We start from the raw sequence: 14,233 nt of genomic DNA, 5'->3' as shown, positions 1-14,233 counted from the left end.
TTTATAACGGCATGCCCGGGCAAAGGTTAATCACCGTCTGTCGTCATGCTGACGTCTGAAAAATGGCGCTTTCCAGCGTGTCGATAGATCGAGCCTGATGGATAAGGAAATTTCGCCAGGGCACCGTGGGAACGGTCAGGTTTTAGTCCGTTTCGGGGCCGGGGATGGCGACGAATGGAGGGGTGGAGTGCCGTTGTGCGGGCATGAAAAAGGGCGCCCGAAGGCGCCCTGATGGCCAACTGCCGTGCTTACTTGCCGGGGGTCAGCAGCAGGCGACGGTTGCCGTAGGCCTTGTCGATGTTCTGCGACTGGAACGGGAAGGTGACGTAGCCACCCTTGAGCCAGGCGTCGATGCCATCGGCGTAGTGCTTGCTGGCCGGGTTGCCCGACTGGCCAGAGCTGTTCAGGCCGATCATCGGTTCGGGGGCGGCGAAGTCGACGACGATGCGCATGGCCGGGATCAGCCAGGTGTCGAAGTCCTTGCCCCACTGGTAGGCGGCGACGTTCAGCGTGCCGTGATCGCCGCCGGCCGGGTAGGGGCCGCGGTCCAGGTAACCGCTCACCGCCGAGATGCTGCTGCGCTCACTGGCGCTGAGGTACGGCGCCATCTTGGTGGCATTGCTGGCCCAGGTGTAGGTGTGCAGCTTGCCCCATTGCCAGGCTTTGCGGTCTGCGCCGAGCTTGTCTTCGACGAAGCCGACGGCCGCTGCCAGGCTGCGCGCCATGATTGCCGGCTTGTCTTCCTTCTGCGCGGTCTTCACGTCATCCCAGAACGGGCTGTCGTCGCGTCCCAGCAGGTGGTCGGCCTGCGCCGAGTAGGAGTCATTGGCGGTCTCGACCAGTGCCTGCCAGGCCGGGTTGTTCTCCGGGCCCAGTTCGTCGAGGAAGGTCTGCCGCGCGCTTTCGTGCAGGAAAGCGCTGTACAGCGCCGCGTCCGCCGAGGTGGCGCTCATGCGCCCGTCGAAGGCCATCAACCGGCTGTAGGCCTCGCGTGCCTTGGCGCGCTGATCGGTCGGCAGGGCGTCGATGGCATTCTTCAGCGGCGCGGCCATGCCCGGTGCCTCGAACATCGCCTGCAGCTTGCCGGCGAACGGCGTGGTCTGGTCGTACTGCATGGCGATCATGCTGCGCTGGTCGTGCTTGCCGGCGCCGGCCAGTTGGGCGATGCGTTCGGCGCGCTCCGGGTAGAACCAGGAATTCGACAATTGCATGCCGTAGCCGCGGGGCACAGTGCGGTGGTTGGCAGTGCCCAGCCAGCCCTGCTGCGGGTCCTGGTCGTAGGGGTGGAGCATCGGGTCGGCGTAGCCATCCCAGTCGTAGGCGCCGTCCCAGCCTGGCGAAGGCAATAGACCGAGGCCCTGCTTGCGGTTGGGGAAGCGCCCGGTAACCTGCCAGCCGATGTGCTGGGCGTCGACGAAGACGATGTTCAGCGCCATGGCGCGCACGTCGCGCGTTGCTTCGAAGGCCTGTTCCACCGACTGCGCGCGGGACAGGTTGAAGAAGGCGTCGATGCTCTGGTCGTTCTCAAACTGACTGGTGCGCAGCGCCAAGCCGTAGCCACTGCTGAACTGCAGGGGTTGCAGCGGGTTCTTGCGCTCACCCAGCACCGAATTGAGCAGCGGGCCGTGGCGGGTTTCGTAGAGGGTTTCGCGGATCGGCCGCTGGCCCTTGATGAAGAAGGTTTCCTGGCGCTCCTGCGCCGGTTGCCATTTGCCGTCAGCGAGATAAAGGAGGCGACTGCCTTCGCGTTTGACCTGCTCCAGGAACAGGTCCTGGTTGTCGCCCATGACCATGGTCATGCCCCAGGCCAGCTTGCCGTTGTAGCCGGCGACCACCGCCGGTACGCCGGCTATCGAGACCCCGGCGGCCTGGAATTTCGGCGAGCGAATCTGCACGAAGTTCCAGATCGAGGGCATCGACAGCGGCAGGTGGGTGTCGTTGGCCAGCAGGCTCTTGCCACTGCGGCTGCGCTGCGGGGCGATGGCCCAGTTGTTCGAGGCGGCCACGCCGAGCATGTTGAGGTCGGCGACCTGGCCGGCAGCCTGGTCGATGGCGGCAAGACCGGGGATCTTTCCGCTCAGCGCCAGGCCGCGCAGCTTTTCCGCTTCCTCGAACGGCAGCGGCTCGTCCGGGTAGGTCGGGAGCAACCAGGCCAGCTTGTCGCTGCCGACCTTGCCGGCCAGGGTCAGCGAAGCGATTTCTTCCTTGAGGTTGACCGACAGGCCGAAGTTGAGCAGGCAGAAGATCAGCACCGAGTCTTCCGGCTTCCAGTACGGCGGCCGGTAGCCGGTTTCGGCCAGGTCCATCGGTAGTTTGTTCTTGTAGCGGAACAGGTAGGCGTTGACCCCGCGCGAGTACACCTCGAAAAACTGCTTCATGCGCGGCGAGGCGTTCTTGTAGAGGATCTCGGCGCTCTTGCGCAGGTTGACCGCGCGCATGAAGCGGTCGACTTCCAGCACACCCGGGCCGTTCATCTCCGCCAGGCGGCCTTCGGCGAGCAGGCGCATGCCGACCATCTGGCTGATACGGTCGCTGGCGTGCACATAGCCGAGGGCGAACAGCGCGTCGTGGAAGGTGGTCGTCTCAATCAGCGGCATGCCCAGCGTGTTGCGCCGGACCACCACGCTCTGCGCCAGGCCCTGCACGCGGACGATGCCCTGGTCGGGGTGCACGCTGTCGCTGTAGCGATTGTTGAGGAAGGACTGGCAGCCGCTGAGGAGGACGCTGCTGAAGAGCGTTGCGGCGGCAGCGACCACGAACGAACGACGAATAAGGCGCGAACCCATGGGCCGGCTCCAGGCAAAGGTGGAGAAGAACGATGGGGGATTGTAGAGGGCCGGTGGTGCCGGGTGGTAGGGGCGTGGCGTTTGTTCACGATCACGTCGGGTGATCGTGAACAGCCGGGTGCTGCGGTACGGGTGTCAGCGGGCTGAACTCAGGCGCCGTGGCACTTCTTGAATTTCTTCTCGCTGCCGCACGGGCAGGGGTCGTTGCGGCCAACTTCCTTCAGCGGATTGCGTACCGGCTCCTGATGCGCGTGGCCGCAGTGTGGGCCGTGCACATGACCGTGGTCGTGATCATGGTGGTCATGATCGTGGTTGCAGTCGGGGCCATGGACATGGGGTTCTTGGTTCATCGGGGTCACTCCGGAATGTAATCGCCGGGGATTATCTCGCCATTGCGCGCAACGTGCACGTTGCGTCCGAACAATAGGCCGGTTTTCACCTCGCCATTGAAGCTGTAGCGAATCGGCTCGTCGGGGTTTTCCAGGGCGCGGACCAAGTCCTTGAGGTGGCGCCACAGGTTGGTGCGCACCGGCACATCGAACTCCCGATGGCTGTGGCCTTCGACGGTGAGCCATTCGCTGGCTTCACCGCTGGCCAGTTCAATGCCATTCAGGCGCACGGCGTAGACCAGGCCGCGTACCGGCAGGCTGACCGAATTCGGGTTATCGATACGAAAGCGCAGCAGGAAACGCTGCTCGAGCAGTTTGGCTTTGACCACATCGACCTTGACGAGACGGACTTCCGGGTCCTCGAATCCACCGGTGAACCAGGTGGAACATCCTGTCAGCCCGGCGAACAGGCTGAAAACGAACGTCAGGCTGATAATTCTTATCATTTGCGCCTGGTAAATCATTGCATACTCCGACTGATGGCCCAGTGTAACAAGCGGCTGCTTGCTCGCCATCCTGTTGTGGCGAGAAAAAAACCTGCGCCATACTGGGTGCTCGGGTTAGTCAGGAGTGTGACCATGAGCTTTTACGAAATCGCCTTTGCCGGGCAGCTGGTGCCGGGTGCCCAGCCTGAACTGGTCAAGGAGAACCTGGCGCGCCTGTTTCAGGCGGATGCCCAGCGGATCGCGCTGCTGTTCTCCGGGCGGCGCATCGTGATCAAGAGCAACCTGGATGCTGCCGGCGCGGAAAAATACCGCGCCACCCTCGAGCGTGCGGGCGCCATTGCCATCGTGCAGGCGCTGGATCTGCCGGTGGAGGAAGTCGAGCTAGCGCCACCGACGCCTGCTGAGGTCGTTCAGGCTGCGGCAGTGCCGCGTGCGAGTTCGGGTTCGAAGGTCATTCCGCGCGACGAGTACATGGCCGCGTTCGCTGATGTCGAGGCGCCGGATTTCGGCATCGCCCCGGTGGGTGTGGATCTACAGGATGCCAAACCCGATGCGCAGGCGCCGCAGGTCGACTTGTCGCAGTTCAGTCTTGCCCCGGTCGGCAGCGACATGGGGCAGGCCAAGGCACCGGCCGCCGCACCGCCGCCGGACACGTCGCATCTGAAGCTGCAGTAAGACGCTCCAGGCATATCTGCCTAGTGGTAAAGCAACAGGCCCTCGATCGAGGGCCTGTTGCGTTTCAGAGGTATGCCGCGCAGCACTTCTTGAATTTCTGCGGGCTGCCGCAGGGGCACGGATCGTTGCGTCCGCCCTTGAGTGGCACTGTGGGGTCAATGAAGTACCAGCGCCCGTCGCGCTGTACGAACGCCGAGCGCTCGCGGTGGCTGTGCTCACCAGTCTCGTCGTGCCAGCGCGCGGTGAACGTGACGAACGCATGCTCGGGCTGCGCGCCGATCACTTCCGAACTTTCCACGCTGAGCCCGAGCCAGGTACTGCCCAGGCTCCAGGCGCCAATCGCCGCACGGTCCAGTCCCGCTTGCTGGGCAGGCAGGGTGGTGGCCACCAGGTAGTCGATCAAGCCCAGCACATAGGCGCAGTACCGCGAACGCATCAGGGTTTCCGCGCTGGGTGCCGGCGTGCCGCCGTGATAGTGGCCGCAGCAGGGCTCGAGCAGCATACCGCTGCCGCAGGGACAGGCCTGGCTCATGGTTACCACCAGTACTTGCCGAAGTTTTGCGGGTTGGCCCAAAACTTGGCATTCAGCCAATCCGGCACCTGTTTGTAGTCGCGTAGATCATAGGTGAACAGGTTCAGGGTCTGTTCGTCGCGGCTGAAGGCTTCGCTGGCCTGCAGTGCCAGGGAAAAGAAATCGGTTTCCAGCCAACCACTGGCGTGCATGTCGACCAGCACCGCGATGCGGCTGGCATTGAGGTTGCGAATGCCGCCCAGAAGCTGCAGCGCGTCCCGTTTGGGCAGGTGCTCCAGACAGTCGACCACCAGCGCCAGGTCGAAACGCTGCGCAGCCAGTTCCGCAGGCAGGGCGCCGGGCGCCGCGCTAGCGACTATCGTCTCTGGGTGCGCGGCCTGAAAGGCGACCAGTGCCGGAATATCGCTGGAGCCCACGACCAGCAAGCGCTGCGGAGCGTGGTGGTCAAGCAGGGCGGCCAGTGCCTGCTGAGGTGTACGTAAGGAAAAAACAGTCATGAAGGCTTCCGAAAAGGTGGCGGCGAGACGGGCTGGCCATAAGCAAATAACTTAGTTGGGACGAATTTATGCTGAATTTGTCTATAAGTGGCAATTTGTAAAACTCGTGTCTTTAATCCTTTTGTGTCGGTAGATGCCGATTTCTCCAGGAGACCTATGAAATGAGCACCATAAGGAAAGCCGTACCCCTGATCTTGGCAACCAGTCTGATGACCGGCTGCGCCGGTGTGCAGAAAAGTGATTGGCCGACATGCGCCGCTGTCGGCGGTGTGGGTGGTGCCGCCCTCGGCGCGATCGAAAGCTCGAGCTGGGCTGGCGGTGGCGCTGTACTAGGCGCAGGCCTGGGCGCAGCCTATTGCTGGGTGCATGGCGCCGGCGAGCAGGTAGCCGTGGTCGAGGAAGAAGTTGTCGTGGTCGAAGAGACACCGGCAGCCGAACCGTCCGAGCCAGTGCGTGTCGAGCTGGACGTCAAGTTCGACTTCGACAAGTCCAAGGTCAAGGAAGAGAGCTATGGCGATATCAAAGCCCTGGCCGACTTCATGTCGCAGTACCCGCAAACCACCACCGTGGTTGAAGGTCACACCGACTCCGTGGGCACCGACGCCTATAACCAGGCTCTGTCCGAGCGCCGTGCCAATGCCGTACGCGAAGTACTGGTCAACCAGTATGGTCTGCAAGGTGAGCGCGTGAACGCTACCGGTTATGGCGAGAGCCGCCCGGTTGCCGACAACGCTACCGACGAAGGTCGTGCGGTCAACCGTCGCGTGGAAGCTGAAGTAGAAGCGCGTCCTTGAGAACCATCCCCCAGGTAGCGGCTGCGTGCTCCGCCGTCGCCACCGGGGTTGCCTTGTGCACTTAGGGGGACGGGTCTTTACTCCTGTGTTACCGGTAATCTAACCGGTGACACAGGAGATCTCCGCCATGAGAACAACACTCTCAAAGGCTGTAGTACCCCTTCTCTTGGTCAGCAGTGTTCTTTCTGGTTGCGCCACAACTTCCAGTACGGGAGATGCGCCGCTCAATCAGGGGAATTGGCCCATTTGTACAGCGATTGGTGGCCTGGCAGGCGGTGGCCTGGGCGCAATCGAAAGCTCAGCCTGGGCGGCAGGAGGTGCGGTGGCCGGTGCGGTCATCGGAACCTTGTGGTGCTACGCACAGGATGGCGATGCAGACGACGATGGCGTGTTTGATCGTCGTGATCGTTGCCCGGATACTCTGGCCAACACCCCGGTAAGCCACAACGGCTGCCCATTACCGCAGTACCCCGCAACCGTAGCTGCCGAACAACCGGCACCTGCGCCTTTGCCCGCGCAAGACGAAGTCATTGTGCTCAGTGACCTGGGCGAAGTGCTGTTCGCCTTCGATTCTGCGCAACTGACTCCGCAGGCCGAGTCGGTACTCAACGAGGTGAGCAGTCGCCTGACCGGTGCCAGTCTGGTTACCGTCAAGGTCGTCGGGCATACCGATAGTGTGGGCAGCGATACCTACAACCAGGGGCTTTCCGAGCGTCGCGCACGCAGTGTTGCGGATTACCTGGCGGGGCATGGCGTACCGGCCGACAAGCTCAGTACCGAAGGCCAGGGCGAAAGCCAGCCAGTTGCGGACAACGGAACCGATGCAGGGCGGGCGCAAAATCGCAGGGTGGAGTTGCACGTGCGGCGTTGAGTGTATGACGCGCGATGGTTCACCCGCGATGTAGCGATGCAAAACGAAACGGGGCCCAAAGGCCCCGTTTTTCATGCATGCGGACTCGTGGTAACGATGTTCAAAGCATTGGGCGCGCCGCGGCGATGGCCACCAGGGCCAGGCCGAGCAACAGGTTGATGCCGACCAGGCGACGAATGCGTCCAAGCACGGCACCACCTGCCGGCCAGTCCTGGGCTGCGACGGCCTTGCGCAGCGCCGGCAGTTGCAGCGCCTGCACACGAATGAACAGCGCGAGCATGGCGATGTATAGGCCGATCATCACGTGCACATAGCGCGGCGCGGTCTCGAAGCCGGAGAAGCGCAGATGCATCAGGCCCACGCCGGTAATCGGCAGCACCAGCACGGCGATCCACACCCAGAGGAAGAACCGGCGAAATACCTCGACCCACAGGGTCAGGCGAGCGGGTGCGTCGAGCGCGGTGACGGCGGCTGGACGCAGGATCATCCAGGCGAAGAACATCCCGCCAACCCAGATCAGGGCAGCGAGCAGGTGCACGGCATACACGGCGGCGAAAGCGGTCATCAGGTTCTCCTGTTTTATTTTTCAGCCGGCTGGCTGGCTCAGTGAGGGCGCGGAGTGTACCCGCAGAGGCCGAGGCGCCGAAGTCGTTTCATGTATCGGGTTGCGACGGCTAGCGATGGCGCCTGACGCCAACCTGTCGGTAAACTACTGAAAATTTATCCAGCGTTTTTGCCGTCCGCATGCTCAGTTCCGAACTCAAATCCCAGATTCAGGGCGCTTACAGCCGCTTCCTCGAAGCCAAGAGCCTGAAGCCGCGCTATGGCCAGCGTCTGATGATCGCCGAAATCGCCAAGGTCCTCGGTGCGATCAAGCACAACGACGAAGGTCAGCGTGATGGCGAGGCGGCGGTGGTCGCGGTGGAGGCGGGCACCGGTACCGGCAAGACGGTGGCCTACGCGCTGGCCACGATTCCCATCGCCAAGGCTGCCGGCAAACGGCTGGTGGTGGCTACGGCGACCGTGGCGCTGCAGGAACAGATCGTGCACAAGGACCTGCCGGACCTGATGCGCAACAGCGGCCTGAACTTCAGCTTCGCCCTGGCCAAGGGCCGCGGCCGCTACCTGTGCCTGTCCAAGCTCGACATGCTGCTGCAGGAAGGCGAGGCCCAGGGCGCCACGGCGCAGATGTTCGCCGAGGAAGGTTTTCGCCTGGATGTCGATGAGAGCAGCCAGAAACTGTTCACCGGGATGATCGAGAAGCTCGCCGGCAACCGCTGGGATGGCGACCGCGACAGCTGGGCGGAAGAGCTCGACGATGCGGTGTGGAGCCGCCTGACCACCGACCACAGCCAGTGCACCAACCGACATTGCCCGAATTTCCAGCAGTGCGCCTTCTACAAGGCGCGCGAAGGTATGACCAAGGTCGACGTGATCGTCACCAACCATGACATGGTCCTGGCCGACCTCGCCTTGGGCGGCGGCGCAGTGCTGCCGGACCCGCGCGAAACGCTCTACGTGTTCGATGAGGGCCACCACCTGCCGGACAAAGCCATCGGCCACTTCGCCCACTTTACCCGCCTGCGCAGCACCGCCGACTGGCTGGGGCAGGTGGAGAAGAACCTGACCAAGCTGCTGGCGCAGAACCCGCTGCCGGGTGACCTTGGTCGCCTCATCGAAACCGTGCCGGAGATGGCCCGCGAGCTGCGCACCCAGCAGCAGTTCATGTTCAGCACCTGCGAGCAGTTGGCCGACTTCAAGGCCGGTGAAGACATGGAAGGCCGCGAGCGGCCACGCCATCGCTTCGTCGGTGGCCTGGTGCCGGAGCACTTGCGCGAGCAGGGTATCGAGCTGAAGAAAGGCTTTGCACGCCTGACCGACGTGTTCACCCGCCTCACCGAACTGCTCAAGGAAGCCATGGACGGTGAGGGCGCCGTGGGCATCGCCAGCCACCAGGCCGAGGAGTGGTACCCACTGTTCGGCAGCCTGCTGGCACGGGCGCAGGGCAACTGGGAGCTGTGGACCGCCTTCACCACCGAAGACCCGGAAGACAGCCCGCCTATGGCGCGCTGGCTGACTCTGGCCGAGGGCGGTGCGCTGTTCGATATCGAGGTCAACGCCAGCCCGATCCTCGCCGCCGAAACCTTGCGCCGCAACCTGTGGAATGTCGCCTACGGTGCGCTGGTGACCTCGGCCACGCTGACCGCCCTGAGTAGCTTCGACCGCTTCCGCATGCGTGCCGGCTTGCCCCGCGCGGCGGTGACCGCGGTGGTACCGAGCCCGTTCCAGCATGCCGACGCTGGCGTGCTGCGCGTGCCGGACCTCAAGGCCGACCCGCGCGATGCCGCGGCGCATACGGCGGCGATCATCCGCGAATTGCCCGGCCTGGTGCAGGGCTCGCGCGGCACGCTGGTGCTGTTCTCCTCGCGCAAGCAGATGCAGGACGTGTTCGACGGCCTGGATCGCGACTGGCGCAAGCGCGTGTTCATCCAGGGCAATCTGTCCAAGCAGGAAACCCTGAACAAGCACAAGGCGCGGGTCGACAGTGGCGAAGAGAGCGTGCTGTTCGGCCTGGCCAGTTTCGCCGAGGGCGTGGATCTGCCCGGCGCCTACTGTGAGCACGTGGTGATCGCCAAGATCCCGTTCTCCGTGCCGGATGACCCGGTGGAAGCGGCGCTGGCCGAGTGGATCGAGGCGCGCGGCGGCAATCCGTTCATGGAAATCTCCGTGCCCGATGCCTCGCTCAAGCTGGTCCAGGCCTGCGGGCGCCTGCTGCGCACCGAGTCGGACCGCGGCACCATCACGCTGCTCGACCGGCGCCTGGTGACCCAGCGGTACGGCAAGGCGATCCTCAATGCGCTGCCGCCGTTCCGCCGCGAAATCAGCTGAGGTACGCAGCATTCTTCCTCATCCGGTGAGCGTGCCGCGCTCGCTGTGTCTCGACACCGCCAAGGAGCAGGTCGCATGACCGCAATGCCTCGTTCGATCCTCATCACCGGCTGCTCGACGGGGATTGGCCATGCCACGGCCCATGCCTGTCGTGCGGCGGGCTGGCAGGTGTACGCCTCCGCCCGCAAGGCCGAGGATGTGGTGCGCCTGCAAGGCGAGGGTTTCAGCGCGGTACAACTGGATCTGGACGACTCGGCGAGCATCCAGCTGGCCCTGGCCTGGGTGCTGGAACAGACCGGTGGTGGCCTGGATGCGCTTTTCAACAACGGCGGCTATGGCCAGCCCGGTGCCATCGAAGACGTGCCGCGTGCAGCCTGGCGCGAGCAGTTCGAGAGCAATGTCTTCGGCCCGGTCGAACTGACCGCGGCTGTACTGCCGATCATGCGTCGCCAGGGCCATGGGCGAATCCTCTTCAACAGCTCGGTGCTCGGCTATGCGGCGCTGCCGCTGCGTGGCGCCTACAACGCGTCCAAGTTCGCCATCGAGGGCCTGGTCGATACCCTGCGCCTGGAGTTGAGTGGCAGCGGCATTGAGGCAGTGCTGATCGAGCCGGGGCCCATCGTTGCGCGTTTTCGCGCCAACAGCCTGTTGGCGCTGCGCAAGCATGTCGATACGTCGCGGGGCACGCACGTCGCGGTCTATGCGCAAATGCAGGAACGCCTGGCCAAGGAGGGCGCGGCCGTGCCTTACACCTTGCCTGCCGACGCCGTGGCCGAGGTGGTGCTGCAGGCGCTGGAGCGACGTGTGCCGCGCACGCGTTATCCGGTGACGGTGCCGGCCAAGCTGTTTCGTGTTCTTAATCGCCTGCTGCCGGATCGGCTGCTGGACCGGATCAAGCGCAAGGCTGTGTGAGCGTGTTCGAAGGCGTGTAGTGGAGGCAGGTGAGGGGAGGCGGCAGAGTCGACGGCTGGCTGACTCTGTCGGGCGGTGTCATTCAGTTCAGCAGCTCTTCGAAGGCCTTGTCCGCCTCCAGTACCTCCGGCAGCTTTGCCAGCAGGTCGTCCAGATCGAGCCCCTCGCACAGCGGGCTGTCCAGTTCGTTCTTCACCGCTTCCAGATCGCCGGGGTGTTGCTCGATCGCTTCGGTGATCAGCACTGCCTGGGCCATCAGGCGTGGCAGGGGCATCTCGATGGGCGCCTGGTGCGGGCGCGTCTGCAGGGCAATCGCCTGCTGAATCACTGTCGGCAGTTGCCAGCGACGGGCCAGTTCCGCGCCGACCTCCGGATAGCCGAAGCCCAGCTGCAGGGTTTCCAGGGCCATGCGCCCCGCCGCGTCACCACTGCCCATGCGGTTCAGACGGGCGGCGATCTCCGGTGCGCCGGTCTGGATCAGCAGTTCGCCGATGTTGTGCATCATCCCGCAGGTGAACGCGGTTTCTGCCGCCACGCCACGGCTTTTGGCCAATAGACGGCAGATGCTCGCCACCTTGAAACTGTGCAGCCAGAAGCCCTTGAGGTCGAAACCGGAGTTGGTCTTGAACGCGCCGGTCACCGCTGAGGCGAGCACCAGGGTGCGCAAGGTATTGAACCCCAGGCGGCTGGCGGCGTCTTCAACACTGGACGCTTCCCGTGCGCCACGAAAGCGCGCCGAGTTGGCCAGGCGCAGCACCTTGGCGGCGATTACCGGATCGAGTGCAATGTTGCGGGCCACGGCGTCGAGGCTGGTGTTAGGGTTGTCGAACTGCAGGATGAGGTCCTGCGCGACCTTGGGAATGGTCGGCAGGCTGTGGAGTTGGTCGAACAGGCTGTTGAGTTCCATTGGGACGGGTCCTGAAATGGGCTTTCGAGAAAACAATAGTTAGGCATCCATACTTTTGCTGTGCGATTTGCGTGAAAATATCGGCCGATTCGATTTCCACTGGGTTTGCGGAGCGTTTGTTGAATGAGGGGTTTCATGGGGCACCAGAAAAAACTGCAGGCCACGCTGTTGATGGCGCTGCTGGGCGCTGCCGGCGCGGCTGCAGCCAAAGATGAAACGCTGTTCAATTTCGTGCGCCCGCTGGATGCCGTGCAGGTGACCACCGAGCAGGCCAACCTGCCGGACCTGAAAGCCGAGCCCACCGCCGACGGCGAAGTGCTGCGCCGGGTAACGTTCAATGCCGCCGAACGGCCGACCCTGCGCCTGACCCCGCAGAATGGCGACTGGGACTGGTCGAAGACCGGCGCCATGAGCCTGCGCATCCAGAATGCGATGGACTGGGCCATCACCGTCGATGTGCGCATCGAGAGCCGTGATGGCAAGGTCCTCACTACCCAGATCGCCCTGCCGGCGGGCCCGGCGCAGACTCTGCTGGTGCCGCTGGCACCGACTTCGCCGCTGGCCCATGGCATGCGTGCCGGCCCGCCGATGCCGGTCGGCCAGGGCAACCAGCGCCTGCTGCTGGCGCAGACCGTTGTCGGCGAGCTGACATCGACCCAGGTCAGCGCCGTGAGCCTCTCCTTGCCCAACCCCTCTGCTCCGCAGAGCATTCTGCTTGGCCGTTTCGGTGTGCATTCCGACGACGAGGCGCAACAGGCGGCCTATCGCCAGCTGGTCGACAGCTGGGGCCAGTACACCCGCGGCCAGTGGCCGGAGAAGGTCAGCAACGACAAGCAGCTGCGTGACGCCGCGGCCCGTGAACGCGGCCAGCTGGATGCCTGGTTGAAGAAACGCCCGGAACAGGATCAGTTCGGTGGCCTGCTGGGTGGGCCGAGCTTCGAGGCCAAGGGTTTCTTCCGCGCGGAAAAACAGGGCGAGCGCTGGTACCTGGTGACCCCGGAAGGGCATGCGTTCTATTCGCTGGGCGTCAACGCGGTGGCGTCCAACCTGACGCGTACCTACGTCGAGGGTCGTGAGGACATGTTCACCGCGCTGCCGAAAGAGGGTGAGCCCCTGGCCGCCTACTACGGCAGCAGCAACAACCGCCGCAACACCGGCGCCAACCGGGGGCGCGCGTTCGACCAGGGGCGCTGGTACGACTTCTACCGCGCCAACCTGCAGCGTACCTACCTGCAACCGTGCGAGGCACCGGCGCCGGCTCCTGCTGCCGAAGCGCCTGCTCCGGTGGCACCTGCCGCGGCCAGCCCGGTGGCCCCCGCCGCCGTGCCGTGCCCGAAAGCCGAATTCGATGCCGCACGCTGGAACCAGCAGGCCCTTGATCGCCTGCAGGCCTGGGGTTTCAACACCATTGGCAACTGGAGCGACGCCGATCTGGGCGCCGCCAAGCGCGTGCCCTACACCGTGCCACTGTCGATTTCCGGCGACTACGCGATCATCAGCACCGGCCTGGACTGGTGGGGCGGCATGCCCGACCCGTTCGACCCGCGCTTCGCCATGGCCGCCGAGCGCGCCATCGCCATCGCCTCGCGTGATCGTCGCGACGATCCCTGGCTGCTCGGCTTCTTCGCCGACAATGAACTGGCCTGGGCCGCACCGGGTGACGACCCCAAGGCGCGCTATGCCCTGGCCTACGGCACCCTGCGCCTGACCACCGACGTGCCGGCCAAGCGTGCCTTCCTCAAGCAGCTGCGCGACAAGTACCGCAACCAGAACGGCCTGTCCAAGGCCTGGGGCATCGAGCTGGGCGCCTGGGAGCTGATGGAAGACCCTGGCTTCGAGGCGCCGCTGCCGAGCCCCGAGCACCCGGCTATCGAGCAGGATCTGCAGCGCTTCCAGACCTTCTTCGCCGAGACCTACTTCAAGACCATTTCCGACTCGCTGAAGTGGCATGCGCCCAACCACATGCTGCTGGGTGGCCGGTTCGCCATCACCACGCCGGAAGCCGTGGCCGCCTGCGCCAAGTATTGCGACGTGCTGAGCTTCAACTTCTACACCCGCGAGCCGCAGCACGGTTACGACTTCGCCAAGCTGCGCGAGCTGGACAAGCCGCTGATGGTCACCGAGTTCCACTTCGGCTCGCGTGATCGCGGCCCGTTCTGGGGTGGCGTGGCCGAGGTGTACAAGGAAGAGGAGCGCGGCCCGGCCTACGCCCATTTCCTGGCCAAGGCGCTGGAGGAGCCGAGCATCGTCGGCATCCATTGGTTCCAGTACCTCGACCAGCCGCTCAGCGGTCGTCTGCTCGACGGCGAGAACGGCCACTTCGGCCTGCTCGGGATCACTGACCGGCCGTGGCAGGGCTTCGTCGAAGCCGTGCGCAAGGCCAACCTGGGCGTCGCCGCCAAGTTGCCCAAGGTCGAAGCGTCTGCTGCTCCTGCGGCTGCACCCACGACGGCACCGGCAGCGCCGTCAGCACCCGCTCCGGCGGCTGCAGCGAAGACACCCTGAACCGATCACCGGCAGCTTTGTAGGGTTCCC

The 14,233-nt window shown here is 64.4% G+C and carries 12 protein-coding genes and 1 pseudogene; 6 read left to right on the top strand and 7 right to left on the bottom strand.

The window, feature by feature from the left end; genetic code table 11:
• Positions 1-248 precede the first annotated feature (248 nt).
• The 3 genes from IB229_RS02700 to IB229_RS02690 all read right to left on the bottom strand — a co-directional run bounded on the left by IB229_RS02700 (position 249) and on the right by IB229_RS02690 (position 3,639).
• Complete coding sequence (locus tag IB229_RS02700) at positions 249-2,786, bottom strand: penicillin acylase family protein (protein WP_192324699.1); 2,538 nt, start codon at positions 2,784-2,786, stop codon at positions 249-251.
• 149 nt (positions 2,787-2,935) lie between these two features.
• Positions 2,936-3,136 carry an SEC-C metal-binding domain-containing protein gene (locus IB229_RS02695; RefSeq protein ID WP_192324697.1) on the bottom strand — a complete coding sequence of 67 codons (201 nt, stop codon included), beginning with the start codon at positions 3,134-3,136 and terminating at the stop codon, positions 2,936-2,938.
• A 5-nt stretch (positions 3,137-3,141) separates the two neighbouring features.
• Positions 3,142-3,639 (bottom strand): LEA type 2 family protein, encoded by a 498-nt coding sequence (locus IB229_RS02690; RefSeq protein WP_192324695.1) that lies wholly within the window; start codon positions 3,637-3,639, stop codon positions 3,142-3,144.
• A gap of 114 nt (positions 3,640-3,753) precedes the next feature.
• Here IB229_RS02690 and IB229_RS02685 point away from each other — a divergent pair, with 114 nt between their 5' ends.
• A complete protein-coding gene (locus IB229_RS02685; RefSeq protein ID WP_192324693.1) occupies positions 3,754-4,296 on the top strand; it encodes a hypothetical protein in 543 nt (180 codons plus the stop codon).
• Positions 4,297-4,360: 64 nt separating this feature from the next.
• On the opposite strand, the gene IB229_RS02680 is transcribed toward IB229_RS02685, so the two are convergent.
• Both IB229_RS02680 and IB229_RS02675 read right to left on the bottom strand, forming a co-directional pair.
• Positions 4,361-4,828, bottom strand: coding sequence for a YchJ family protein (locus tag IB229_RS02680; RefSeq protein ID WP_192324691.1), 468 nt, complete (start codon positions 4,826-4,828; stop codon positions 4,361-4,363).
• Positions 4,829-4,830: 2 nt separating this feature from the next.
• Positions 4,831-5,325 (bottom strand): DUF6231 family protein, encoded by a 495-nt coding sequence (locus IB229_RS02675; protein WP_192324689.1) that lies wholly within the window; start codon positions 5,323-5,325, stop codon positions 4,831-4,833.
• 443 nt (positions 5,326-5,768) lie between these two features.
• Here IB229_RS02675 and IB229_RS21815 point away from each other — a divergent pair.
• Positions 5,769-6,119: pseudogene (locus tag IB229_RS21815) on the top strand (OmpA family protein); the annotation flags it as partial.
• A gap of 127 nt (positions 6,120-6,246) precedes the next feature.
• The gene (locus IB229_RS02665) at positions 6,247-6,990 is read left to right on the top strand and encodes an OmpA family protein (protein ID WP_192324685.1); all 744 of its coding nucleotides are present in this window, start codon (positions 6,247-6,249) and stop codon (positions 6,988-6,990) included.
• 100 nt (positions 6,991-7,090) lie between these two features.
• On the opposite strand, the gene IB229_RS02660 is transcribed toward IB229_RS02665, so the two are convergent.
• Positions 7,091-7,555, bottom strand: coding sequence for a CopD family protein (locus IB229_RS02660; RefSeq protein WP_192324683.1), 465 nt, complete (start codon positions 7,553-7,555; stop codon positions 7,091-7,093).
• Between the two features lie 179 nt (positions 7,556-7,734).
• Here IB229_RS02660 and dinG point away from each other — a divergent pair, with 179 nt between their 5' ends.
• On the top strand, positions 7,735-9,879 hold the full coding sequence (gene dinG, locus IB229_RS02655; RefSeq protein ID WP_192324681.1) for an ATP-dependent DNA helicase DinG: 2,145 nt from the start codon (positions 7,735-7,737) through the stop codon (positions 9,877-9,879).
• Between the two features lie 75 nt (positions 9,880-9,954).
• Entirely contained in the window at positions 9,955-10,791 is an 837-nt protein-coding gene (locus tag IB229_RS02650) for an SDR family NAD(P)-dependent oxidoreductase (protein ID WP_192324679.1), read from the top strand.
• A gap of 82 nt (positions 10,792-10,873) precedes the next feature.
• On the opposite strand, the gene IB229_RS02645 is transcribed toward IB229_RS02650, so the two are convergent.
• Entirely contained in the window at positions 10,874-11,698 is an 825-nt protein-coding gene (locus IB229_RS02645; RefSeq protein WP_192324677.1) for an HDOD domain-containing protein, read from the bottom strand.
• A 135-nt stretch (positions 11,699-11,833) separates the two neighbouring features.
• Here IB229_RS02645 and IB229_RS02640 point away from each other — a divergent pair, with 135 nt between their 5' ends.
• Positions 11,834-14,203 (top strand): beta-agarase, encoded by a 2,370-nt coding sequence (locus IB229_RS02640; protein WP_225578899.1) that lies wholly within the window; start codon positions 11,834-11,836, stop codon positions 14,201-14,203.
• Positions 14,204-14,233: the final 30 nt, after the last annotated feature.

Origin of the sequence: Pseudomonas sp. PDM14 (assembly GCF_014851905.1) — a bacterium.
Classification (GTDB): domain Bacteria; phylum Pseudomonadota; class Gammaproteobacteria; order Pseudomonadales; family Pseudomonadaceae; genus Aquipseudomonas.
The sequence above is the reverse complement of the archived record's forward strand: the minus strand, read 5'-3'. Positions and strand labels throughout refer to the sequence as shown.

What these genes read in the sequence shown, in the direction of transcription:
- IB229_RS02640 (WP_225578899.1), top strand. Translation starts at nt 11,834, where the DNA reads ATGGGGCACCAGAAAAAACTGCAGGCCACGCTGTTGATGGCGCTGCTG.
- IB229_RS02675 (WP_192324689.1), bottom strand. Translation starts at nt 5,325, where the DNA reads ATGACTGTTTTTTCCTTACGTACACCTCAGCAGGCACTGGCCGCCCTG.
- IB229_RS02665 (WP_192324685.1), top strand. Translation starts at nt 6,247, where the DNA reads ATGAGAACAACACTCTCAAAGGCTGTAGTACCCCTTCTCTTGGTCAGC.
- IB229_RS02650 (WP_192324679.1), top strand. Translation starts at nt 9,955, where the DNA reads ATGACCGCAATGCCTCGTTCGATCCTCATCACCGGCTGCTCGACGGGG.
- IB229_RS02660 (WP_192324683.1), bottom strand. Translation starts at nt 7,555, where the DNA reads ATGACCGCTTTCGCCGCCGTGTATGCCGTGCACCTGCTCGCTGCCCTG.
- IB229_RS02690 (WP_192324695.1), bottom strand. Translation starts at nt 3,639, where the DNA reads ATGATTTACCAGGCGCAAATGATAAGAATTATCAGCCTGACGTTCGTT.
- IB229_RS02680 (WP_192324691.1), bottom strand. Translation starts at nt 4,828, where the DNA reads ATGAGCCAGGCCTGTCCCTGCGGCAGCGGTATGCTGCTCGAGCCCTGC.
- IB229_RS02695 (WP_192324697.1), bottom strand. Translation starts at nt 3,136, where the DNA reads ATGAACCAAGAACCCCATGTCCATGGCCCCGACTGCAACCACGATCAT.
- IB229_RS02645 (WP_192324677.1), bottom strand. Translation starts at nt 11,698, where the DNA reads ATGGAACTCAACAGCCTGTTCGACCAACTCCACAGCCTGCCGACCATT.
- IB229_RS02700 (WP_192324699.1), bottom strand. Translation starts at nt 2,786, where the DNA reads ATGGGTTCGCGCCTTATTCGTCGTTCGTTCGTGGTCGCTGCCGCCGCA.
- dinG (WP_192324681.1), top strand. Translation starts at nt 7,735, where the DNA reads ATGCTCAGTTCCGAACTCAAATCCCAGATTCAGGGCGCTTACAGCCGC.
- IB229_RS02685 (WP_192324693.1), top strand. Translation starts at nt 3,754, where the DNA reads ATGAGCTTTTACGAAATCGCCTTTGCCGGGCAGCTGGTGCCGGGTGCC.